This window comes from Rodentibacter pneumotropicus DSM 21403 (assembly GCF_000379905.1).
Taxonomy (GTDB): domain Bacteria; phylum Pseudomonadota; class Gammaproteobacteria; order Enterobacterales; family Pasteurellaceae; genus Rodentibacter; species Rodentibacter pneumotropicus.
Genome location: NZ_KB904058.1, coordinates 31148 through 55643, shown reverse-complemented (window position 1 = coordinate 55643; position 24496 = coordinate 31148). Strand labels below are relative to the sequence as shown.

Genomic DNA, 24496 nt, shown 5'->3' with positions numbered 1-24496 from the left:
AAAGCAAAATAATTTCTACAAAATTTATAATGTAAGTTTTGGTAACTAATTAAAAAATACTTGATTTGAAATTGGCAAAATAATAGTGTTATTAGAGCTGTTCAATTAGCTTGAGAAATCATTATTCTGTATTAGAAAAATCTATTCATACTCTTAAGATGATAAAAAAGCGGTGAAATTAACCGCTCTTTTCTTGTGATTTTTATAAGCTTTTTGCAAGATTTTTAATAAATACCTTAAAATCTTTACCCAGTTTTTCATGTCGAATACCGTATTCAACAAAAGCTTGCATGTAACCGATTTTATCGCCACAATCAAAAGAGTTACCTGTCATATGGAATGCTTCAACAGTTTCTTTTTCGATCAGCATATCAATTGCATCGGTTAATTGAATTTCATCACCTACACCAATAGGGGTTTTTTCTAATAAATCCCAAATTGCGGAAGAAAATACGTAGCGACCAACTACAGCAAGGTTAGACGGTGCATTTTCAACTGAAGGTTTTTCAACAATATTTTCAATTTTAGCACTTTCCCCATCCTTTAGTTCCACATTGCCACAGTCAACAATACCATAATTATTCACTTCTTCTTGTGCAACGGGAGCCACCATGATTTGACTAGATAGGGTTTCATTAAAACGTTTAATCATAGCGGATAAATTTTCTTTTTTCTGGTTTGCACTAAAATCAGCAAGTAGCACATCCGGTAGAACAACCGCAAAAGGCTCCTCACCGACAACGGAGCGTCCACATAATACAGCATGCCCCAAACCTTTTGCATTACCTTGGCGTACATGTATAAGAGTAACATCTTTAGGGCAAATAGAACGTACTTCCTCTAAAAGTTGGCGTTTTACACGTTTCTCCAACATTGTTTCAAGCTCAAAAGATGTATCAAAGTGGTTCTCTATAGCATTTTTTGATGAATGGGTAACGAGTACAATCTCTTTAATACCTGCAGCAATACATTCATTTACTACGTATTGAATTAGTGGCTTATCTACTAATGTAAGCATTTCTTTTGGAATTGCTTTTGTAGCGGGTAACATACGAGTGCCTAAACCGGCAACTGGAATAATCACTTTCATATTAAAGTCCATAATAATTATGATAAATCATTAGAAGATTCATCTTGCTTTTTTTTAATTTGTTGGTAAATCTCTTCTCGGTGAACAGATATTTCTTTAGGTGCTTGTACACCGAGCTTTATTTGGTTTCCACGTACACTTAATACTGTGATAGAAATATCATCTCCAATAAGTACACTTTCGCCAACTTTACGAGTTAAGATTAACATCCTTTATCCCCTTAGTTTGCATTTATTAGATATCCCTATCTATCAAGGAAAAGTTGGCATCCCTCCAACCAAGGCTGTACTACAGCTTTTCGTTTAGCCAGTTCTGTGCAATAGTTAAGGCCTGTGTCACATTTTCTGGTTGGGAGCCTCCGGCCATAGCCATATCCGGGCGGCCACCGCCTTTACCGCCAACCTGTTGAGCCATTAAATTCACGAGATCACCGGCTTTTATTTTAGAGGTTAAATCATTGGTGACACCAACAACAAGATTAACTTTTTCATCTAAAATTGATGCAAATACGATAACACCTGAACCTAGTTGATTTTTTAAGTCATCGACCATCACTCGTAGTGATTTTGTTTCGATACCATCTAATTGATGAAGGATGACTGAAACACCGTTAATTTTGACCGCACTTTTGGCTAAATCAGAACCGGCTTGCACTGCCGCTTTCTCTTTTAAGCCTTGGAGTTCTTTTTCTAGTTTTTTTGTTTTATCCTGATATTGCTGGATTTTATCTACAAGGGCATTTACATCGGATTTTAGTAATTCTGCGCTTTGGTTCAAAATACGTTGTTGTTTTAATATCCAATTCACCGCATTTTCACCTGTTACTGCTTCAATTCGGCGAATCCCTGCGGCAACGGCTGTTTCTACCGTAATTTTAAATAACCCTATATCACCTGTTCGTTTGGCATGAATACCACCGCATAGTTCAATGGAGAAATCTCCCATGCTTAATACACGAACTTGATCTGCATACTTTTCACCAAATAGTGCCATTGCACCTTTTGCTTTTGCAGTTTCAATTTCCATAATTTCTGTTTGAATTGGGAAGTTTGCTCGTATTTTTTGGTTTACAAGACGTTCTATATCGGCTAACTGCTCTTTGGTGATTGCTTCAGGGTGTGAGAAATCAAAGCGTAATGCTTTTTCTGAAACTAAAGAACCCTTTTGTACAACATGGGTACCCAATAATTGGCGTAATGCAGCATGTAATAAGTGCGTTGCAGAATGATTAAGAGACGTTTGATGGCGACGTTCAACATCAACAACCGCATTCACTATTTGACCAACAGAGAGTGTTCCCTGTTCTAACTCACCAATATGCCCAAATATTTGACCGTATTTTTGGGTGTCTTTGACATTAAAGGTAACATCTTCCATTGTTAAATAACCACTGTCACCAATTTGACCACCTGATTCCGCATAGAATGGTGTATTTTCTAATACAACTACAGCACTTTGACCTGCTGAAATTTGTTCTACTGATTTGCCTTCGTAGAAAAGTGCGGTTATTTTTGCTATAGATTCTGATTCAGTATAGCCTTCAAATTTTGTTTCACCCTCAACACGAATGACATTATTATAATCTATACCGAATTGGCTTGCCGCTTGAGCACGAGTACGTTGTGCAGCCATCTCCCGCTCAAACGCGGCTTCATCAATGGTAATATTACGTTCACGACATACATCTGCGGTTAAATCCAATGGGAAACCATAGGTGTCATAAAGTTTGAAGGCGACTTCACCGGAAAGCATCCCGTCTTTCACTTCAGAAAGAGCTTCATCCAAAAGGGTCAAACCACGCTCTAACGTACGAGCAAATTGCTCTTCTTCCAGACGCAGTAATTTTTCAACATTTGCCTGTTTCTCTTTGACATCTTGACCGGCTTCTGCCATTACAGCAATTAAAGTTGGCACCAGTTTGTAGAAAAATGTTTCTTTTGCACCGAGTAAATGTCCATGACGAACAGCACGACGAATAATACGGCGCAATACGTAACCGCGTCCTTCATTTGATGGGATCACTCCATCAGCAATTAAGTAGGCACAAGAACGAATGTGATCAGCAATCACACGTAATGACTTATTGGTTAGATCGGTTGTTCCAACAATTTCCGCAGCTTTTGAGATTAATGTTTTAAAAATGTCAATATCGTAGTTTGAATTTACATGTTGCAGTACTGCGGCAATGCGTTCTAAACCCATACCGGTGTCCACCGATGGGCGTGGTAATTTTTCCATTGTTCCGTCTGCTAAACGATTGTATTGCATGAATACAACGTTCCAAATTTCTATATAACGATCTCCGTCTTCTTCCGGTGATCCCGGAGGTCCTCCCCAAATATGATCTCCATGATCATAGAAGATTTCGGTACAAGGACCGCAAGGACCGGTATCCCCCATTGCCCAAAAATTGTCTGAGGCATAAGGTGCGCCTTTGTTATCGCCGATTCGAATAATGCGCTCTGTTGGCACACCAACTTCTTTATTCCAAATATCGTAAGCCTCATTATCCGTTTCATAAACGGTGACCCACAATTTTTCCTTTGGTAAGTCAAGCCATTGCGGAGAGGTTAAAAACTCCCATGCAAAGCGAATCGCATCATGTTTAAAGTAATCACCAAAGCTAAAGTTCCCCAACATTTCAAAAAAAGTATGGTGGCGAGCAGTATAACCTACATTTTCCAAATCATTATGTTTACCGCCGGCACGCACACAACGTTGTGCGGTTGTTGCACGTGAATAAGGGCGTTTGTCTAAGCCTAAGAATACATCTTTAAATTGATTCATCCCCGCATTAGTAAAAAGTAGAGTTGGATCGTTTTCAGGTACAAGCGAGCTACTTGCGACCACTTGATGTCCTTTACTATGAAAGAAATTAAGGAACGATTGTCTAATTTCAGCTGTCGTTTTCATCATAAACCCGTTGTAAAAGTAATTTAAAGTAAAAAATAAAGCGTATTATTCTTGCATATTTTTTAAGTTTATAAAAAGGCTTTTTGCTTGTAATTATCTAATGTTGTTTGTTATTTAAGCAATCCATTGTTTTTATTACGAAAAAAATATCATTAAATAAAATTATCTGTAAACTCTCAAAATAAAACCGCACTTCATTAAACAATTTAAGAAGTGCGGTTAAAATTTATTTATTTTTTAATTTAGAAATAAATAAGTGTTGATCAATCTCAATCATCAAGAAGTGGAACAACTAGCATATCAATTTTAATTGTATTCATTACTTGACGCGTTGAAGACATTAATTTACTCCAAAAGTCTTGGTGATGGCCTGTAACCAACAAATCAACATCATATTGTTCTATCGCATCGGTAAGCACTTGTCCCAGATCACCACTACCGCTCAATTTTTCCAAAATAGGATAGTCGGCTTCCTCTGCGAGTTCCAATAATGCTTTTTGGGTTTCACTTGAAATTCGATCCTGCATGGAATACATATTGACATCAATCAATCCGGTATAAAGATCCGAAAAGTTTACATCTACGTGGATAATTGAAAGTTTCGCATCATGGTGTTTGGCAATGCCCGCTGCTTTTTTAACCAAGAATTCACTTTCATCTGAAAGATCCACTGCGACTAAAACATGTTTATACATAATCGACTCCTTATCTAATGGACTTATTTGTTCAGTAGGATAGTAGCATTTTACCGCTCAAAGAAACTTGCTCTGGATCACATTTTGGGAAATTATCAATTTTTTCCCATCAGTTTTTCAATCTCTTCGATCTCTTTCGGTACCGCTGCTGTCAAGATTTTATTGCCGTATTCCGTCATTAATAAATTATCTTCAATGCGTACCCCAATGCCTTTATATTGTTCCGGTACATCGGCATCTTCGGATATATACAGACCGGGCTCTACCGTAATGACCATGCCAACTTCTAAAGTGCGGTTGCGTTCTTCGCCATATTCACCTACATCGTGTACATCCAGCCCGAGCCAATGACCTAATCCGTGCATATAAAATTGGCGATAGGCTTTCTGTTCAATGAGGTCCTCTACATTACCACGTAAAATACCTAACTCAACCAAACCCTGTACTTTTATACGAATGACTTCATCATTCGCTTTTTTTATTGAATTACCCGGGATCAATAATTCAATAGCCCGTTTTTGTGCTTTTAGGACGAGTTCATAAATATCGCGCTGAGCTTGGGTAAATTTTCCGTTTACAGGAAATGTACGTGTAACGTCTCCCGCATACATCGCAAATTCACAGCCGGCATCAATCAAGACTAAGTCGCCATTTTTCAAAGGTTGATCGTTTTCTGTGTAGTGTAAAATACAGGCATTATTGCCTCCGGCAGCAATGGAATTATAAGAAGCAAAACGTGCACCATGACGATTAAATTCATGCAAAATTTCACTTTCAATTTCATACTCGAAGCGATTAGGGCGGGTTTCTTGCATTGCTTTGATATGAGCCAGGGCGGTAATTTGCCCAGCTTGCTGCATTAAGCGAATTTCATTGGGGGATTTAATCAAGCGCATTTCACTAATGATAGGGCACCAATCTAAAATTTCCGTAAAATTAACCGCACTTTCCGAAAGTAATTTATCCCCCCATAAATGAAGCTCCGGTGCATAGTAAAGTGCGGTTAGATTTTCGGTAATTTTAGGAAAAACGGCATTAAAATCATCGATAGAATATGCCTCATTTATATTGAGTTTTTCAGGGGCCCGTTCTATGCCTAAACGACGTCCATTCCAAGTTTCAAGTAAAGGATCTCGTGGTCGAAGAAAGAGGATTGTTTTTTCGGATTGTGCAGTTTTCACCAATAGCAAGGCGGCATTCGGTTCATTAAAACCGGTTAAATACCAAAAATAGCTGTCTTGGCGAAAAGGAAAAGTACAATCGTTGTTACGGCGTTTTTCAATTTCGGAAAACAGTAACAAAGCAGAATTAGGCTGCATTTTTTCCAAAACCTGTTTCCGGCGTTCCGCAAATTCTTGTTGAGGCAATTCAGCCATATACGCAAGATCCATTTTTCTCTCCTTTTATGTGTGTTTTTTAATTAGTGTAGTATTGGTTTTCTCGTGTTGGAGGCTTGATTAAATTGAGTGTAAAACAATGTTGCGATGGTTCGCACATATTCAATAATTTCTTCAAGTGCTTCGCTCATTTCTTCTTCATCGTCGTCTTCATCATATCCTAATTGGCAAATATCATGTAAATCCTCAACGGCTTCGCCGATTTCACCTTTTTCTTTATCTAAATAAGGTTGAGCTAATCCCAAACCTAGTAAAAAATGATTTGCCCATTCAGATAAACTGTCTGCTCGGGCGAATATGTTTTCGTTTTCAGTTAATCCTAATTCAAAAGAAAAACTTTCAACATCTGCTAATGCTTTGGAAATGGTTTGATAAAGCTCATTGACCCGTTCTAAAAGTGCGGTCGGATAAGCGTGATTATCGTGAGTAAATTGGTAGAGGAGTGGTTGCCAACTTTGATCTTTGATACCACCACAAATCAAGCCGCTTAAGAAACCGTGAAGTTCTGTTGCATTAATACCGATACCGGCAGATTTGAGTTGTTGATTAAGTTCGCTTTCAGATGTTGTCATTATTGATTCCCGTGATAAAAATTCTTTTCAGTGTAAACCTTTGTAAATAAAAAAGCGATCGCTTTCCGTATGGAAAAACGACCGCACTTTTTTATTTCATGATGGGGGTTACATCATTCCGCCCATACCACCCATGCCGCCCATTCCGGCACCAAGATCTGCTTTTTCCTCTTTTGGTAGTTCGGTTACCATACATTCTGTGGTAATCATTAAGCCTGCTACCGATGCGGCAAATTGCAATGCAGAACGGGTAACTTTTGTTGGATCTAAGATACCCATTTCCAACATATCGCCGTATTGTTCGGTGCTTGCGTTATAACCGAAGTTGCCTTCGCCTGCTTTTACTGCACTTGCCACAACAGAGGCTTCTTCACCGGCATTGGTGACGATTTGACGTAAAGGGGCTTCCATCGCACGCAATGCGAGTTTGATCCCCACATTTTGTTCTTCATTATCACCTTGTAGGTTTGCTGCCACTTTAGAGGCAGCACGCACTAACGCCACACCACCTCCGGCTACGATACCTTCTTCAACTGCTGCACGGGTTGCGTGTAAAGCATCGTCAACGCGGTCTTTTTTCTCTTTCATTTCAACTTCGGTTGCTGCACCAACTTTAATTACCGCAACACCACCGGCTAATTTCGCCACACGCTCTTGAAGTTTTTCTTTGTCGTAATCAGAGGTTGATTCTTCAATTTGCTGACGAATCTGTGCCACACGACCATTAATTTGCGCTTGGTCACCGATACCATCAATAATAGTAGTATTATCTTTGTTGATTACGATACGTTTTGCCTGACCAAGATCTTCTAATGTCGCTTTCTCAAGCTCCATACCAATTTCTTCAGAAATCACAGTACCTGCAGTTAAGATTGCAATATCTTGTAACATTGCTTTACGACGATCACCAAAGCCAGGTGCTTTAACTGCTGCCACTTTCACAATACCGCGCATCGTGTTTACCACTAAAGTAGCAAGCGCTTCGCCTTCCACATCTTCTGCAATAATTAACAATGGTTTACCGGCTTTCGCCACGGCTTCTAATACCGGTAACAATTCACGAATATTAGAGATTTTTTTATCGACTAATAGAATGTATGGGTTGTCCAATTCAACGGTTGCGGCTTCCGGTTTATTGATGAAGTATGGAGAGAGATAGCCACGGTCGAACTGCATTCCTTCTACAACCGCTAGTTCATCTTCAAGACCTGTACCATCTTCCACAGTAATGACACCCTCTTTACCCACTTTCTCCATCGCCTGCGCAATTAATTGGCCCACAACGCTGTCAGAGTTTGCAGAAATAGTCCCTACTTGTTCAATTTCTTTTGAAGTTTCGCAAGGTTTAGAAAGATTTTTAAGCTCAGAAACGACCGCACTTACGGCTTTATCAATCCCGCGCTTTAAATCCATTGGGTTCATTCCTGCCGCTACCGCTTTTAATCCTTCGCTCACAATGGCTTGTGCAAGAACGGTTGCAGTCGTTGTACCATCACCTGCTGCATCATTGGCTTTAGAGGCAACCTCTTTCACCATTTGTGCACCCATGTTTTCAAATTTATCTTCTAATTCAATCTCACGCGCGACAGATACCCCATCTTTAGTGATGGTTGGTGCACCGAATGATTTATCTAAAATTACATTACGACCTTTCGGACCAAGAGTTACTTTTACTGCGTCCGCTAATACGTTCACGCCTTTCAACATTTTTACGCGTGCATCATTACCAAATTTTACGTCTTTTGCTGCCATTTTATTTTTCCTTTTCTTCCAGAATCGTAGGCTTCAGCCCACCGCTTTTATATTTGTTTTTGGATTGAGTAAAATCTATTCAATCTTATTCTACAATTGCCAAAACATCGCTTTCAGAAATGATTAACACTTCTTCACCATCGATTTTTTCGCTTTTCACACCATAACCATCATTGAAAATCACCGTATCGCCAACTTTAACATCCAAAGGCTGAACTGTACCGTTTTCCAAAATACGACCTTTCCCTACCGCTAATACTTTTGCTCGGGTTGATTTTGTCGCTGCAGAACCGGTTAATACGATACCGCCTGCTGATAAGGTTTCAACTTCTTCACGTTTGATAATCAAACGATCGTGTAATGGACGAATATTCATGATTAATTTCCTTCTCTTAAAAAATGTGAAATTCCCACTCTATATGGGAATGAAAATTTTGCTTTCAAGAGGAAATTTAAAAAATTTTAGCCCTAAAAAAACTAATTTGAATGATGAAAATATATCTTGAAATCTCATATCAGAAATGTGATCTCAATCAATTTTTTTCTTGTGAAAATTTCTATAATAACCGCAAATTAACCAACTCAAGATAGGGGGATCAACATGACGCAATTTAGAAAAGAAGTCGATTTATTGGGTGAACGTGAAGTGCCGGCAGATGCTTATTGGGGCATTCATACATTAAGAGCGGTTGAAAATTTCAATATTTCTAATGTAACCATTTCTGATGTACCGGAATTTGTGCGTGGTATGGTGATGGTAAAAAAAGCGACCGCTTTAGCGAATGGTGAATTAGGGGCAATTCCTGCGGACATTGCAAAAGCGATTGTTTCTGCCTGCGATGAGATTTTAACGACCGGTAAATGTTTAGACCAGTTCCCATCGGATGTGTATCAAGGGGGCGCAGGTACTTCTGTAAATATGAACACTAATGAAGTGGTTGCGAATCTTGCTTTGGAAAAATTAGGACATCAAAAAGGGGAATATCAATTTTTAGATCCAATGGATCATGTCAACGCCAGCCAATCGACTAACGACGCTTACCCTACTGGTTTCCGTATTGCCGTATATAACAGTATCTTAAAGCTCATTGATAAAATCCAATATTTACAAGAAGGGTTTGAAAATAAAGCGAAAGAATTTAATAACATACTGAAAATGGGGCGTACTCAGTTACAAGATGCCGTACCAATGACAGTGGGACAAGAATTTAAAGCCTTTGCGGTATTGCTTGAAGAAGAAGTTCGCAATTTAAAACGCACTGCTGAATTGTTACTTGAAGTAAACCTTGGTGCAACGGCAATCGGTACCGGTTTAAATACGCCGCAAGGTTATGCTCAACTTGCCGTGAAATATCTTGCCGAAGTAACCGGTTTACCATGCGTGTTAGCTGAAAATTTAATTGAAGCCACCTCTGACTGCGGTGCTTATGTTATGGTTCATAGTTCACTAAAACGTACCGCAGTGAAACTTTCTAAAGTATGTAATGACTTACGTTTGCTTTCTTCCGGTCCGCGTGCAGGTTTAAAAGAAATCAATCTTCCTGAGTTGCAAGCCGGTTCTTCTATTATGCCAGCAAAAGTGAACCCTGTTGTGCCTGAAGTGGTAAACCAAGTTTGCTTTAAAGTGATTGGTAACGATACTACCGTGACTTTCGCATCAGAAGCCGGTCAATTACAATTAAACGTGATGGAGCCGGTAATCGGTCAAGCTATGTTTGAATCTATCGACATCTTAACCAATGCCTGTATAAATTTACGTGATAAATGTATTGATGGCATCACGGTAAACAAAGAAATTTGTGAAAACTATGTCTTTAGTTCAATCGGCATTGTGACTTATTTAAACCCATTTATCGGTCATCACAATGGTGATTTAGTGGGTAAAATCTGCGCAGAAACCGGCAAAAGTGTGCGCGAGGTCGTATTAGAAAAAGGATTACTTACTGCGGAGCAGCTTGATGATATTCTCTCTGTAGAGAATTTAATGAATCCGACTTATAAAGCGAAATTAAATAAATAGTTTTATAAGTTAAATGAACTAAGAGTGCGGTCAAGATTTTTGACCGCACTTTTTTTATTGCTGAAAAACAGCGGTAGTTTGTGGTAGTTGCCCAAACCTAAAACGTAGGATTAATTTATTCGAGAATAAGTATTCTGTAATTTTAGTCAGAATATTCTAACGAAAAGAAAAAACCGCACCTAAAAGTGCGGTTGATTATTTAGATATTTTTTAATTATGCTTCAGGACCGGCTGAGATTAATGCTTTACCTTCAGCATTGGTTGCATATTTTTCGAAGTTTTTCACAAAACGACCTGCTAAGTCTTTGGCTTTTGCTTCCCATTGAGCTTTATCTGTATAGGTATCACGCGGATCTAAAATCGCAGAATCGACACCCGGTAATGCTTTTGGAATCGTTAAGTTAAAGATTGGTAATTTACCCATTTCCGCTTTTTCGATTGAACCGTCTAAGATTGCATCAATAATGCCACGGGTATCTTTGATAGAGATACGTTTACCCGTACCGTTCCAACCCGTATTGACTAAATAAGCTTCTGCACCAGCCGCTTCCATCCGTTTTACTAAAACTTCAGCATATTGTGTCGGGTGAAGCGTTAGGAATGCCGCACCAAAACAGGCGGAGAAGGTTGGTGTAGGCTCGGTAATGCCTCGTTCTGTACCCGCTAATTTTGCCGTGAAACCGGATAAGAAATAATATTTGGTTTGTTCCGGTGTCAATTTGGAAACCGGAGGTAAAACACCAAAAGCATCAGCCGTTAAGAAAATAACTTTGGTTGCGTGACCTGCACGGGAAACCGGTTTGACAATATTATCAATATGATAAATCGGGTAAGATACACGTGTATTCTCGGTTTTTGAAGCATCATCAAAATCAATGGATCCATCTGCACGTACAACGACATTTTCTAATAATGCATCACGACGGATTGCTCGATAAATATCCGGCTCATTTTCTTCAGAAAGATGAATAGTTTTGGCATAACAGCCTCCTTCAAAGTTGAAGACGCCTACATCATCCCAGCCGTGTTCATCGTCACCGATTAATTCACGTTTCGGATCGGTAGAAAGCGTGGTTTTGCCGGTACCTGATAATCCGAAGAAAATAGCGACATCACCATCTTTACCAACATTTGCGGAACAGTGCATTGCACCTACGCCTTTTAACGGTAGGAAGTAGTTCATCATGGAGAACATACCTTTTTTCATTTCACCACCGTACCAAGTACCGCCGATTAATTGAATTCCTTCAGTTAAGTTGAACGCGACAAAATTCTCAGAATTTAAACCTTGTTCTTTCCAGTTTGGATTTGTCACTTTTGAACCGTTCATCACGACAAAGTCAGGCTCAAAGTCTTTTAGTTGCTCTTCTGTTGGACGAATGAACATATTTTTCACAAAGTGCGCCTGCCATGCTACTTCAGTAACAATACGAACGGCAATACGATCTTTTTCGCTTGCTCCGCAGAAACCATCAATGACAAATAAACGTTTGCGGGATAATTGATTGGTTACCAACTCTTTCAGACTTTGCCAAGTGGCTTGATTCATCGGTTTATTGTCGTTTTTGGCGGTATCAGATGTCCACCAAACGGTATCTTTGGTTTTTTCATCTAAAACAATATATTTATCTTTCGGGGAACGACCGGTAAAGATACCGGTATCTACTGCTACCGCACCGGTATTGGTGAGTGTACCTTTTTCAAATCCCTCTAATTCGGATTTGGTTTCTTCTTCAAATAATTGCTCGTAGCTTGGATTATAGACTACGTCTTTCACGTCATAAATTCCAAGATTTTCAAGCGCTTTAATTACTTTGTTTAAGTCTGTCATAAGTCACCTCTGTATAAAAGATTAAAATTTAGCTGTGCCTATTTTAAAGAAAGTAAATAATAAAAAATGTTAACTTGATCTCATTTTTGAAAATTAACGTTAATTTCTACCCATTTATAGTTGGTTTAGTAAGCAAAATTAAAAAAATAAGGGGAATGTTTACATTCCCCTCCTATAAAATATCAATTCAATTATCTTTTCCAGTTCTTCAACGCATCCGCAAAGGCATTTCCCATGGCGCTATTACTTTGGGCACGAGAACTATTATCTTGACGTGAGATATTCGCCTTTGGTTTAGCCGATAAAGTGCGGTCAGATTTGTCGGTATTTTTTACCGCACTTTCATCTAATCGCATGGTCAGTGCAATACGTTTACGCGGAATATCCACCTCTAACACTTTGACCTTCACAATATCACCGGTTTTCACCACTTGGTGCGGATCTTCTACAAATTTATCACTGAGTGATGAAATATGTACCAGCCCGTCTTGGTGTACACCAATATCAACGAATGCGCCGAAGTTGGTGACATTCGTAATCGTGCCTTCTAAAATCATACCGACTTTTAAATCTGTGATTTCTTCCACGCCTTCAATAAAAGTTGCGGTTTTAAATTCACCACGAGGGTCACGCCCCGGTTTTTCTAATTCTTTGAAAATATCTTGTACCGTCGGTAATCCAAAACGCTCATCGGTAAACTGTGCGGCGTTAAGCTGACGCACCGTATGACTTCCCATTAATTCTTGAATAGACTGTTGGGTCGCTTGTAAAATTTTTTCCACAAGTGAATAAGCTTCTGGATGAACCCCTGACGCATCCAGTGGATTTTTGCCGCCTGCAATTCGCATAAAACCGGCACATTGCTCAAAGGCTTTCGGTCCTAAACGAGGCACTTTTTTCAGCTGTTCACGGCTATCAAAACGACCGTTTTCATCACGATAAGCCACAATATTTTGTGCTAAGGTTTTTGTCATTCCGGCGACTCGGGCAAGTAATGGTGCGGAAGCCGTATTCAAATCAACGCCCACCGCGTTTACGCAATCTTCCACCACCGCATCTAATTTACGGGCCAATTGGGATTGGTTGACATCGTGTTGATATTGCCCCACGCCAATCGCTTTGGGCTCGATTTTCACCAGTTCCGCCAAAGGATCTTGTAATCGGCGCGCAATGGATACCGCTCCCCGCAAAGACACGTCTAAATTTGGAAATTCATTGGCGGCAAATTCGGAGGCGGAATAAACCGAAGCGCCCGCTTCGCTCACCACCACAGTCTGCGGTTTATTTTCCTTGATTTCTTTAATCACCTCTTTCGCAAAACGTTCCGTTTCACGAGAGGCCGTGCCATTACCAATAGCGATAAGCTCCACGTTATGCTGGCGAATTAAGCCAAATAAAGTTATTTGTGCTTCGCTCTCACGACCGGTGTGAGGATAAATAGTAGCCGTATCCAATAATTTCCCTGTGTTATCCACCACGGCAACTTTCACGCCGGTGCGTAACCCCGGGTCAAGCCCCATAGTATTTTTTGATCCGGCTGGTGCCGCCATTAAAAGTGCGGTCAGATTTCGGGCGAAAACATCAATGGCTTCTTCCTCCGCTTTTTCACGCAAGGCACTCATTAATTCCGTCTCTAAATGCAGGGAGACTTTAATTTTCCACGTCCAAGCAATGACTTGTTCACGCCATTTATCCGCCGGCAGACCGTTTAAACGAACGCCCAAGTGTTCTCGGATAATTTCTTCACAATAACTGTGGCGTGCTCCTTCTTCTGCATCGGAATCCGCATTTAAAGTCAGCTGTAAAACGCCTTCATTACGCCCTCGGAACATCGCTAATGCGCGGTGAGAAGGCACATTTTTTAGTAATTCTTGGTGATCAAAATAATCTTGGAATTTTGTCCCTTCTTGTTCTTTGCCTTCTACCACTTTCGCTTCAATTTGTGCATTTTGCTGCAAATATTGACGCACTTTTGCCAATAATTGTGCATCTTCGGCAAAACGTTCCATTAAAATATAGCGTGCCCCATCTAACGCAGCTTTTGTGTCCGTTATGCCTTTTTCGGCATCAACAAAAGAAAGTGCGGTCGTTTCCGGATCATTTTTTGGCTCGTTCCAAAGTAACTCTGCGAGTGGCTCAAGCCCTGCTTCAGTGGCAATTTGTCCTTTCGTGCGGCGTTTGGGTTTATAAGGCAAATAGAGATCTTCAAGCTCGGTTTTACTTTGGGTTGCTTCAATTTGCGTCCGTAATTCATCGGTGAGCTTGCCTTGTTCCTCGATGGATTTCAAAATACTTTGACGACGCTCTTCAAGCTCACGTAAATAGCCTAAGCGGGTTTCAAAATGGCGGAGTTGAGTATCATCTAAACCGCCTGTCACTTCTTTACGATAACGTGCGATAAATGGAATCGTGTTACCGTCATCCACCAGTTGAATGGCGGCAAGAATCTGATTGGGGGCTACATTAAGTTCTGTTGCGATAATTTGACTGATTTGTTGATTTAACATCGGAATACATCTTTGTTGAAAATAAAGTTAGTGAAAATCGGGCATAGAATACTGGTTTTGATACCTTGGCTCAAATATAATTCAATAAATTTTCCGACCTTTATAAAATAAATGGCAAAATCAAATTACATCACACGCCAAGGGTGGAACACTTTGGACAAAGAACTCAAATTTTTGTGGAAAGAAGAACGCCCCAAAGTCACCCAAGCAGTCTCTGACGCGGCAGCCTTAGGCGATCGCAGTGAAAATGCGGAATATATTTACGGAAAACGCCGATTAAGAGAAATAGATCGCCGTGTGCGTTTTCTCACAAAGCGTTTAGAAGTTTTACAAATTGTGGATTACAACTCTAAACAGGAAGGCAAAGTGTTTTTTGACGCTTGGGTGGAGCTGGAAGATGACGATGGTGAGGTGAAACAATATCGTCTCGTGGGTTGTGACGAGTTTGATCCGGCAAAAAATTGGATTTCTATTGATTCCCCTGTGGCACGAGCTTTGATTGGTAAAAGCATTGATGATGAGGTAACGGTGGAAACGCCTTCCGGACGTATAACCTTTTATGTTAATCGTATTTGGTATGAGGAAGGCTAGGCATTTAGTTAAAGTGCGGCTGAAATTTAAGACAAATTTTAACCGCACTTTTTATTCGAGCCGATCTTCTTTTGCAGTCACCCCAAAAAATCGTTTATATTCACGCGAAAATTGTGAAGGACTTTCGTAGCCGACTAAGCTTGCTGCTTCAGCAATTGGTCGTTTTTCTTGCAAAATTAACACACGGGCTTGTTGTAAGCGTAACTGTTTTTGGAATTTCATAGGGCTAATGCCGACAATGGTGCGGAAATGTTGGCGAAATGCTGATTCACTCATCAGTGCCCGTTTAGCAAGGCTTGAAAGCGTATTTTTTGATTGAGGATGCAGCTTCATCCATACCATTGTTTCAATAATTTTATGTGTTGCAGTGCCATCTTTAAGTAATGCCACCAATTCTGGATGAGCATGAAAAATCCGTAAAGCAATTTCATGCTTAATCAGTTCTGCAAGAGGTTGGATAAGAGTTTCCTCTTGTAGTGTATCCACAAGTCGGGAAAGGCTTTCAAGCAGTTTCTCATTGGCATCAAATAGGTTGAAAATACGATTGGGCGTATTTTGTTGCTGCGTATTTTTATTGCTCAATTCCAATGTACACGCTAAATGAGAAAGTTGGTTAAAATCAAATTCTAACGCTAAACCTAAAAAAGGTTTGTTGAGTGAGCATTCCGGCATATAAGAAAAGCCCGAAATATTCGCACCAATAAACAAAATCTGTCCTACTTCATAACAAATATGCTTGTTCCCCAGAGAAATTTCCTTCCGCCCTTGAAGTGCAACGACAATACCAAGCGGTTGCACGCAAGGTAATGAATAATTTGGATTGTCATGGCGATAAAAACTCAAGCCTTCTATTTTAGTGTGAATGCGTCCTTCTTTCGGCGTATAAGGCAAAACTTTTGTAACCAGTTGCTCGTAAAGTGCGGTCAATTTCTCAGGTGTTTTTGAAATTGTCATTTTCTACAATAAATAATGAACTAAATTTTCTGAAAATTTTAATTGAAATCAATGTAAGAGTAGAGTTCTAAATTTAAAGTTTATCAGAAAAGGCAATAAAAATATCATTTTAGGCAAGAGCTTTGTATTTAGCTTTCGTTATAATATGCGTCGATTCTATACAACCGTATAAACAAAGAGTAGTAAAATAGGAGCTTTACATGACTGAATTAAGCAAACAACCTGTACGTGATTTTGCAGAACACAACGCTTATTTCCCATCAGAATATTCATTATCACAATATACCAGCCCAAAAACCGATTTTGACGGCGTGAAATTCGAAACAAGCTATAAAGGCGAGAAAAAGGTACTGATGATCGCAACGGATGAACGCTATTTACAAATGCAAAACGGTAAATGGTTTTCAACGGGTAATCATCCGGTAGAAACATTATTACCGATGCTTCATATTCATAAAGCCGGTTTTGAAATTGACGTGGCGACCCTTTCTGGTAATCACGCAAAATTTGAAATGTGGGCAATGCCGGCAGAAGATCAAGCCGTAGCTGAAATTTACAATGAATACTTACCGAAATTAGATAAACCGGCAAAATTATCGGATATCATTGAGGAAGTCACCGCTGAAAATTCACCTTATGCAGCGGTGTTAATCCCCGGTGGTCACGGCGCATTCAATAAAATTCCGGAAAGCAGTGAAGTAAAACGCATATTAGATTGGGCGATGGCGAATAATAAATTCATTATTACTCTGTGTCATGGACCGGCTGCATTAGCGGCAGCTGCAATTGATAAAAATGATGCGGACTTCCCATTCAAAGGTTATGAGCTTTGCGTATTCCCTGATGCGCTGGATGAAGGTGCGAACATTGATATTGGTTATATGCCGGGTAAATTACCTTGGTTACTGGCTGCCCGATTAGAGCAATTAGGCATGAAAGTGATGAATCAAGGGATTAGCGGTCAAGTTCATAAAGATCGTAATTTGCTTACCGGAGACAGCCCGCTTGCCGGTAATAAACTAGGGATTTTAGCCGCGGAAGAATTGTTAAAATCTGTTGGTTTAAAATAGTCTATTCCCCTCAATGCCGTTGATTTCAGCGGCATTTCTGTATCTAAAATTGCCTTTCTGATTAAGCGTAACAAATAGGTTAAATTCTATGTATAAAATGAAACAAATTAATATGCGTGAAGCAGGCGATCCTGATGTACTATTTATTGAGACGGCGGTTGTACCAACACCTAAATCCGATGAATTACTTATTAAGGTCGCTTTCGCAGGTGTAAACCGCCCGGATATTCTGCAACGTCAGGGTTTATATCCGATGCCGAAAGGGGTAACACCGATTATGGGGTTGGAACTTTCAGGCGAAGTGGTGGCATTAGGAGAAAATGTAAAAAATTTCAATATCGGTGATTTTGTTTGTGCTTTAACGGATGGTGGTGCGTATGCCGAATATTGTGTGGTCAAAGCAGGACAAACTTTGCCGATTCCGAAAGGTTATACTCTACAAGAAGCTGCAATGTTACCGGAAACGTTTTTCACTGTGTGGGCGAATCTCTTTATGCAACACCAGATGAAACAAGGGGAAAGCCTGCTTGTGCATGGTGGGTCCAGCGGTATCGGGATTGCCGCACTGGCAATCGCAAAAAGCCTTGGGATAAAAACTTTTGCGACGGTGGGAAATGCAGAAAAATGTAAAGTTGTGGAACAACTTGGGGCAGTTGCAATCAATTATAAAACTGAAAATTTTGTGGAAACGATTCGTCAGCATCAAAAGGGGGTTGATGGCGTATTGGATTTAGTGGGGGCTGGTTATTTTGAGCAAAATCTTGAAATTCTCAATAAAGACGGGCGTATTTTCCTTATCGGTTTTATGGGTGGAAATATTGTAGAACAGGTTGATTTACTCAAAATTGCGGTGAAACGTGCCACTCTTACCGGTTCTACCATGCGCGGTAGAACAACGGAAGAAAAATCGGCGATTGCACAATCTTTATTGGATAATGTATGGGAAAAACTCTCCAATAGTGAGATTGCCAAACCAATCTTACATAGGTGCTATGATTTCAGAGAAGTACAGCAGGCACATAGAGAAATTGACAAAGGCACGCATATTGGGAAGATTTTATTAGTGTTTTAATGTGCTAATGCTTAATAAAGTGCGGTCGGTTTTGGCGGATTTTTTAACGACTTACCAAACAAATATACACTAAAACACCATAAAAAACGACCGCACTTATCGCGAGTAAGCATTCGGCACATGCAGGGCGTTTAGCGTGTAACTTATACAGTAAACGGGCAATAACGGCGAGTATAAAAGGATAGATCCAAAATAGGGTAGAGAACAAATTAATCTGCCCTTCCGTTAAGGCCTGATTTTGAGAGAAATGGGAGGAGATGAGCAGGGCGAGAGGCCAAAGCAAAACAGGCATGCAAAAGGCGGCAAGCTCCCAAGCAAATTTACTAAATTTTGTTGGCATAGAAGGTTGTTTCATAAGGTAAATTCCACAATAAAATAGTAATGCGGGGAATATAGCAAATACGCCTAAGATTGGGTAGTGATTCTTTGCTTTAAGCGCCTTAAAATGGTAAAGTGTTAATAACTTTTTCCATTCGGTAGGATGCCGCTTGAAATACGATCTCAATCGAGCAAAAAAATGTGTGGAAATTCTTGATAAGCGTCGTTTGGAACGTGCGCTATCGGGATCCGGTGATGGGTTTCAACATGTTTTATCTCTGTTTCCTTTATTGTTTCAATTGAACCATCCGAGTTTATCTGGTTATATGGCGCTATCCCCTTGTGGTATCGCAAATTTTAAGTTGTCAGATTATCAGCAACAATTCCTTTCTTCCGAATATCCTGAGCTTTACGAACAAATAAAAGATCAGCCTTACGTTGATAACCCTCCGATTTTAGGTATTTATGTGATGGGCAGTTTTGGTTCTATTAGCCAAAGTAGCAGCTCTGATATGGATACATGGATTTGCTGTCGTGAAGATTTGACGGAAAGTGAACGGAATTTATTAGAACAAAAATCCCAAAAAATCAAAGAATGGGCTATGCAGTTTGACGTTGAAATTAATTTTTATCTGGTTGATCAACAACGTTTCCGCCATGAATACTACTCCGAACCTTTAACGAGCGAAAATAGCGGTTCTGCTCAATATATGTTATTGCTTGATGAATTTTATCGTTCCGCTGTGCGCTTGGCTGGGAAACCATTACTGTGGTTACATTTATGGGTAGAAAATGAAGCGGACTATGAAAATGAAGTAAAAGCACGTATTCAAGAGGGGTTGCTTGACCCACAAGATTGGGTGGATTTTGGCGGATTAGCACAGTTTTCGGCGAAGGAATATTTTGGTGCGGGTTTATGGCAACTTTACAAAGGAATTGATTCACCTTATAAATCTGTACTGAAAATTTTGTTGTTGGAAGTTTATTCTAAAGAATACCCGAATCCTCATCTTATTGCTCGCCAGTTTAAAGAGGATCTCTTTTTCGGCAACACTACGCCTGCGCATCATTTTGATCCTTACATTGCGATTCTTTCTAAAGTGACGGATTATTTGACCGCACTTTCTGAATTTAAACGCCTTGATTTTGTACGACGCTGTTTTTATGTCAAAGTAACAGAGGATTTAGCATTATATAAAACCCATAACTGGCGTACTAATTATATGCAGATTTTAGCTCAAGAATGGGGGTGGAGTGCCGAACAAATTCACGAGCTGAATTATCGCCCATTTTGGAAGATTAAGCGTACCAAAGAAAGCCATGACAACTTAGTGAAGTTTTTAATGTTGAGTTATCATAATTTGGTGACTTTTGCCCGTAAACATAAAATTAACTCAAGTGTCATACCACAAGATATTAACGTGCTTACACGGAAACTTTATACTACATTTGAGGAACTGCCGGGAAAGGTGATTTTACTCAATTCGCAGATTTCTCGTAATTTATCTGAGCCGGATATTTCATTTTTAGAAGTGAGGGGGAATAAGCATTTCCAAGATGGCTGGTATCTTATTAATCGACCGCCAAATACAATGATGTTTTCTCAACATCGCATTATTGAGTACAACAAAAGTCTTAATAAACTGGTTGCATGGGCTTATTTTAACCGATTACTCACTGCGGAAACGCAGCTTCATTTATTTAGTCGCTCTATTGAGATTGAAACCCTACGTAATTTTGTGGCAGATCTCAGGCTATCTTTTTCACGGGAAACACCAACAATAGGTGGTGATATTTCGGTGACAGCCTGTGAAATTCGTAATATTGTTATTGCCGTGAATTTAACTTCTGATCCCACTACTCGTATTACTGAGTTTAAAGATAGTCTTTCAGCCTGTGATTTATTTAGTTTTGGTCCATTAGAACAAAATCTTGTGGGGAGCATTGATTTTACTTATCGCAATATATGGAATGAAATCCGCACACTGCACTTTGAAGGTCCAAATGCTATTTTGATTGCCTTAAAAGTGCTGTCAAATAAAATTTATCGTAATACGAACAATCCCCCTTCTGTTCAGGTTTTTTGCTATAGTCGGCACTATCGCCGGACATTGCGTAATCTTGTGAGCGCTTTAGTAAATCGCTGTATAAGCATTCAACTTGGTCGCCAAACGTCTCGCATTCCACGCTTGCGTGTGGCTGGAAAAAATTGGCAATTTTTCTTTGAAGAAAGTGGATTGAGTTTGCAAGAGGTAGAAAATAACGCTCAAAGTGCGGAGGATTTTGATGATGTTTTACAACGTCCGGTCGATGAAAAAAGTGAGGTTTATAGCAAAGATCGTCAATATCCGATTGAAATCGATCTTTTGGCGAGAGAAGGTTTCCTACAATTTTTCTTTGAGGATAATAAAGATAACACTTTTAATGTATATTTATTGAATGAAACCAATCAATTAGAAATTTATCGTCACTGTGACGGCTCAAAAGATGAAAAGGTAAAACAGATTAACCAACTTTATCAAGCTTTGGGAACGGGAGATGAAAACCCATATCATATTGAGTCTCGTAATTTTAATTATCCACAGTTTTATCAAATTCAACATAATGATCAGGGACATGTGCAAATTCAACCTTTTAAATATCAACAAAATGCACCGGTAGAACATTAGACGTAATAAAATGATGAGATAGAGATCACATTTCCTGAGTTTCTTGATTGGAAGATGTGAAAAATCCCGATAAAATAGGGGGATTTTAGGTGAATGGTTAATAAATTTTGTTGTTCACCGTTGGGGGGAAAATGCAAGAAAAATTAAAAGTTTTACTCATCGACGATCATCCGTTAATGCGTCGGGGTATCAAACAACTCATTGAATTAGAAGAAAACTTTGAAGTTATCGCTGATGTAGGGAGCGGGGCAGAAGGCATTTCCGTTGCGTTACAGACATCGCCGGATTTAATTATTTTAGATCTTAATATGAAAGGACTTTCAGGGTTGGATACACTGAGAGGTTTACGTGCAGAAGAGGTAGATGCACGCATTGCTATTTTGACAGTATCAGATGCAAAAAATGATATTTTTGCTTTAATTGATGCGGGAGCAGACGGCTATCTATTAAAGGATACGGAACCGGAAATCCTACTTGAAGAAATCAAACGTATTGCAAAAGGCGAGGTGATTTTAAGTAACTCAATTAAAAATTTATTAATTGAACGTGAGCACTGTAGAGAGCCAATGGATTTATTAACTGATCGTGAAATGGGCGTTTTACGTTTAATTGCGACAGGATTATCAAATAAACAAATTGCAGGGCAGTTATTTATTTCAGAAGAAACAGTAAAAGTACATATTCGTAATCTGTTGCGTAAATTAAACGTACACTCCCGTGTGGCGGCCACAGTATTATATTTTGAGTATAACGGACGCTAACAGAACGTTATCCAAGAAATCAGAAAAGTGCGGTCAGAAAATTAGATATTTTTCTGACCGCACTTTTTATTTTGGTACACCCCGCAGTAATGGAATGGGTTCGTAAGGTGCAGTTGATGTAGGGGCTGGAATATCGCTAAACAGTAAAATAAAAGGTTTTGGCGGTACTATGCGCTCGTTTCTCCATAAATTTCCCATACCGACGAGCTGAATATCTGAGGGTAGATGGCGCAAATTTTGTTGTAATACCGCAATGGTGTTTTTACGGGGATGCCCGATAGCGATTGCTGTGCCATGTTTTCTTGCATATTGAATAGCGGTCTGAAATTGGCGTTGCACATCGACAAATTCATTGCTGTCATCCAAGAAAATATGGCGATCTAACGAACGAACCCCTTGTTCTTTAGCGATTTTGCCGGCAACAGAACGCCCGATTGTTCGGCTATCCAAGAAAAATAAATGTTGTGTGCGAAGAGCATTCATTAAATGAGTCATTAACGGCGTGTCGGCAGTTGCTGCGCTGCCCATATGATTATTCATACCGATTGCATGGCTGACGATATTTTTTGCCTTTTGAACACGGTTTATCACCTGTTCTGCCGACATTCCTAAATGCAATCCTCCCTCTTCAATTTTCGTTTGACTGATGGGTTGCATCGGCATATGAATTAGAATATCACGACCTTGTTTTTTTGCTTCTTGGTTACGGGCTTGAGCATAAGGGGAGGAGGGGATAATTGCCACGGAAATTTCACGAGGCATAGCGAAAATCGCTGCATCTTCCTTGGGGTGGTAGCCTATATCATCAATGACGATCGCAAGTTTATTTTGTGCGAGTGTAAATGTGGAGAAAAGAGCGGTTGAAAAAACGATGAAATTTTTGACCGCACTTTTAAACGGTATATTCATTATTTAATCCACCCTGCCGGGTTAACCGGCACACCTTTTCGGCTGATACCGAAATATAATGCAGGGCGGGAAATTTCACCGGTATTTCCCACCTGTGCAATAGTTTGTCCTGCTGAAACAAGCTGGTTAGGTTTAACGAAAACGGCTTGGTTAAAACCATACAAACTCAGATCACTGTCCCCGTGTTTAATGATAACCATGTAGCCATAACCGGTAAGCTGTCCGGCTAAAATGACACGTCCGTTAGCAATGGCACGAACCGGCGTACCGTTTGGAGCGGCAATCACCATTCCTTTCCAGCGAGCCTCTCCGGCTTGAGTTGAACCAAAAGCGTAAAGTGTCGAGCCGTTTACAGGTTTATTATATTGACGATTTGCTGCCCCTAGCCCATTGGTGCTGTTAATTAATTGGCGTTCTTGCGCGGTCGGTTTATAAGGTTTGGCTGTGCGTTTTTCCTCTGCTTGTTTACGTTGCGCTAGTGCTTCTCGCTCACGTTGTTCTTGTTGGCGTGCGGCTTGTTCGGCACGTTGAATTTCTTGTTTCAATGCAGCTTCGTTAGCCCGTAAACTCTCTAATCGATTCTGATCTTTGTTGATGTTTTTATTAATTTCATTCAGCGTCGATTGTCGTTCACGCTGAATTTTTTCTAATTCTTGCTGTTGTTTTTTCTGGGTAGAAAGTTGATCCCGATGACTTTGTTGCTGACCTAGAATGGTTTCTTTTTGTTTAACAATTTGTGCTTGTGTCGCTTGAAGATTGGTTATCATCTCAATACGAACTTGATTTAAATGTTCATAATAAACTTTCATTCGAGAGGCTTTTTTGGCGTCTTCCGACAGCATCCTTTCCAGAACGGAAGGGTTTAACCCCGAGCGATAAATCACGTCCATTTGTTTGGCAAGTTTTGTTTTTTGTTCTTTTTCTTGTTTTTCCAGTTGTTTGATTTGTTTATCGGTTTCTGCAATTTGCTTCCGGATTTCCTTCAAACTTAATTCGGTTTCGCGTAATTCCCCCGCTACCGCATTAATTTTACTCTCTTGATTTTTTAAAGTGGACTGAAGCTTTGCCTGCTCACGTTTTTGTTTGGCAAGTTTAGATTCTTGTTGCTTAATTTGTTGTTGGATTTGGTTGAGATTGTTGCCATAACTGGCTGACGAAAATCCTATAAGTCCACACGCAACTAAAAGTGCGGTGGATTTTGAAAGTGTTTTTGTCATCAGTTGCCAATATTGCATAGATTAAACTCTAGAAATAAAAATCAGTGAAAGCTATTTTGTCCACAAAGCGCAGATAGTAGCATTATTTTGATGGCGCTAAAATGGCTAGGTTTAATTTTTTGCGTCAGATCAGGAAATCCCGCCTTTTTGCTTTTAAA

Annotated in this window: 20 protein-coding genes; 6 read left to right on the top strand and 14 right to left on the bottom strand. The window is 39.7% G+C overall.

Annotated elements, in window-relative coordinates; genetic code table 11:
• Window positions 1-202: 202 nt before the first annotated feature.
• From galU to A3GE_RS0108845, 8 genes are all read right to left on the bottom strand, one after another.
• A complete protein-coding gene (galU, locus tag A3GE_RS0108880; RefSeq protein ID WP_018356914.1) occupies window positions 203-1090 on the bottom strand; it encodes a UTP--glucose-1-phosphate uridylyltransferase GalU in 888 nt (295 codons plus the stop codon).
• 17 nt (window positions 1091-1107) lie between these two features.
• On the bottom strand, window positions 1108-1299 hold the full coding sequence (csrA, locus tag A3GE_RS0108875) for a carbon storage regulator CsrA (protein WP_018356913.1): 192 nt from the start codon (window positions 1297-1299) through the stop codon (window positions 1108-1110).
• A 79-nt stretch (window positions 1300-1378) separates the two neighbouring features.
• A complete protein-coding gene (alaS, locus tag A3GE_RS0108870; RefSeq protein WP_018356912.1) occupies window positions 1379-4003 on the bottom strand; it encodes an alanine--tRNA ligase in 2625 nt (874 codons plus the stop codon).
• Window positions 4004-4272: 269 nt separating this feature from the next.
• Complete coding sequence (gene uspA, locus A3GE_RS0108865; RefSeq protein WP_018356911.1) at window positions 4273-4698, bottom strand: universal stress protein UspA; 426 nt, start codon at window positions 4696-4698, stop codon at window positions 4273-4275.
• Window positions 4699-4793: 95 nt separating this feature from the next.
• The gene (gene pepP, locus A3GE_RS0108860; RefSeq protein ID WP_018356910.1) at window positions 4794-6089 is read right to left on the bottom strand and encodes a Xaa-Pro aminopeptidase; all 1296 of its coding nucleotides are present in this window, start codon (window positions 6087-6089) and stop codon (window positions 4794-4796) included.
• Window positions 6090-6118: 29 nt separating this feature from the next.
• Window positions 6119-6667, bottom strand: a complete 549-nt coding sequence (locus A3GE_RS0108855) for a YecA/YgfB family protein (RefSeq protein ID WP_018356909.1) — start codon at window positions 6665-6667, stop codon at window positions 6119-6121.
• 108 nt (window positions 6668-6775) lie between these two features.
• Window positions 6776-8419 carry a chaperonin GroEL gene (groL, locus tag A3GE_RS0108850; protein ID WP_018356908.1) on the bottom strand — a complete coding sequence of 548 codons (1644 nt, stop codon included), beginning with the start codon at window positions 8417-8419 and terminating at the stop codon, window positions 6776-6778.
• A gap of 85 nt (window positions 8420-8504) precedes the next feature.
• On the bottom strand, window positions 8505-8795 hold the full coding sequence (locus A3GE_RS0108845) for a co-chaperone GroES (protein ID WP_018356907.1): 291 nt from the start codon (window positions 8793-8795) through the stop codon (window positions 8505-8507).
• 225 nt (window positions 8796-9020) lie between these two features.
• On the opposite strand from A3GE_RS0108845, the gene aspA reads away from it, so the two are divergent.
• Window positions 9021-10439 (top strand): aspartate ammonia-lyase, encoded by a 1419-nt coding sequence (gene aspA, locus A3GE_RS0108835; RefSeq protein WP_018356905.1) that lies wholly within the window; start codon window positions 9021-9023, stop codon window positions 10437-10439.
• A gap of 214 nt (window positions 10440-10653) precedes the next feature.
• Here the strand turns inward: aspA and pckA are convergent, their stop codons facing one another.
• Both pckA and A3GE_RS0108825 read right to left on the bottom strand, forming a co-directional pair.
• Window positions 10654-12270: a phosphoenolpyruvate carboxykinase (ATP) gene (gene pckA, locus A3GE_RS0108830; RefSeq protein ID WP_018356904.1), complete on the bottom strand. Its 1617-nt coding sequence runs from the start codon at window positions 12268-12270 to the stop codon at window positions 10654-10656.
• A 191-nt stretch (window positions 12271-12461) separates the two neighbouring features.
• A complete protein-coding gene (locus tag A3GE_RS0108825; protein ID WP_018356903.1) occupies window positions 12462-14777 on the bottom strand; it encodes a Tex family protein in 2316 nt (771 codons plus the stop codon).
• Between the two features lie 111 nt (window positions 14778-14888).
• Between A3GE_RS0108825 and greB the strand changes: the two genes are divergently transcribed.
• The gene (greB, locus tag A3GE_RS0108820; protein WP_018356902.1) at window positions 14889-15368 is read left to right on the top strand and encodes a transcription elongation factor GreB; all 480 of its coding nucleotides are present in this window, start codon (window positions 14889-14891) and stop codon (window positions 15366-15368) included.
• 51 nt (window positions 15369-15419) lie between these two features.
• Here the strand turns inward: greB and A3GE_RS0108815 are convergent, their stop codons facing one another.
• Window positions 15420-16322, bottom strand: coding sequence for an AraC family transcriptional regulator (locus A3GE_RS0108815; protein WP_018356901.1), 903 nt, complete (start codon window positions 16320-16322; stop codon window positions 15420-15422).
• A 200-nt stretch (window positions 16323-16522) separates the two neighbouring features.
• Between A3GE_RS0108815 and hchA the strand changes: the two genes are divergently transcribed.
• Both hchA and A3GE_RS0108805 read left to right on the top strand, forming a co-directional pair.
• Window positions 16523-17392, top strand: a complete 870-nt coding sequence (gene hchA / locus A3GE_RS0108810; protein WP_018356900.1) for a glyoxalase III HchA — start codon at window positions 16523-16525, stop codon at window positions 17390-17392.
• A gap of 88 nt (window positions 17393-17480) precedes the next feature.
• Window positions 17481-18464, top strand: a complete 984-nt coding sequence (locus tag A3GE_RS0108805; protein ID WP_018356899.1) for an NAD(P)H-quinone oxidoreductase — start codon at window positions 17481-17483, stop codon at window positions 18462-18464.
• Window positions 18465-18507: 43 nt separating this feature from the next.
• Here A3GE_RS0108805 and A3GE_RS0108800 read toward each other — a convergent pair whose 3' ends face one another.
• The gene (locus tag A3GE_RS0108800) at window positions 18508-18819 is read right to left on the bottom strand and encodes a DUF5389 family protein (RefSeq protein WP_018356898.1); all 312 of its coding nucleotides are present in this window, start codon (window positions 18817-18819) and stop codon (window positions 18508-18510) included.
• Between the two features lie 133 nt (window positions 18820-18952).
• Between A3GE_RS0108800 and A3GE_RS0108795 the strand changes: the two genes are divergently transcribed.
• Together A3GE_RS0108795 and A3GE_RS0108790 are read left to right on the top strand one after the other, a co-directional pair.
• Window positions 18953-21451 carry a class I adenylate cyclase gene (locus A3GE_RS0108795; protein WP_018356897.1) on the top strand — a complete coding sequence of 833 codons (2499 nt, stop codon included), beginning with the start codon at window positions 18953-18955 and terminating at the stop codon, window positions 21449-21451.
• 131 nt (window positions 21452-21582) lie between these two features.
• Complete coding sequence (locus A3GE_RS0108790) at window positions 21583-22212, top strand: response regulator (protein WP_018356896.1); 630 nt, start codon at window positions 21583-21585, stop codon at window positions 22210-22212.
• Window positions 22213-22278: 66 nt separating this feature from the next.
• Here the strand turns inward: A3GE_RS0108790 and A3GE_RS0108785 are convergent, their stop codons facing one another.
• Complete coding sequence (locus A3GE_RS0108785) at window positions 22279-23121, bottom strand: divergent polysaccharide deacetylase family protein (protein ID WP_018356895.1); 843 nt, start codon at window positions 23119-23121, stop codon at window positions 22279-22281.
• Complete coding sequence (envC, locus tag A3GE_RS0108780) at window positions 23121-24356, bottom strand: murein hydrolase activator EnvC (protein WP_018356894.1); 1236 nt, start codon at window positions 24354-24356, stop codon at window positions 23121-23123. Before envC ends, A3GE_RS0108785 begins: the two co-directional genes overlap by 1 nt.
• Window positions 24357-24496 lie beyond the last annotated feature (140 nt).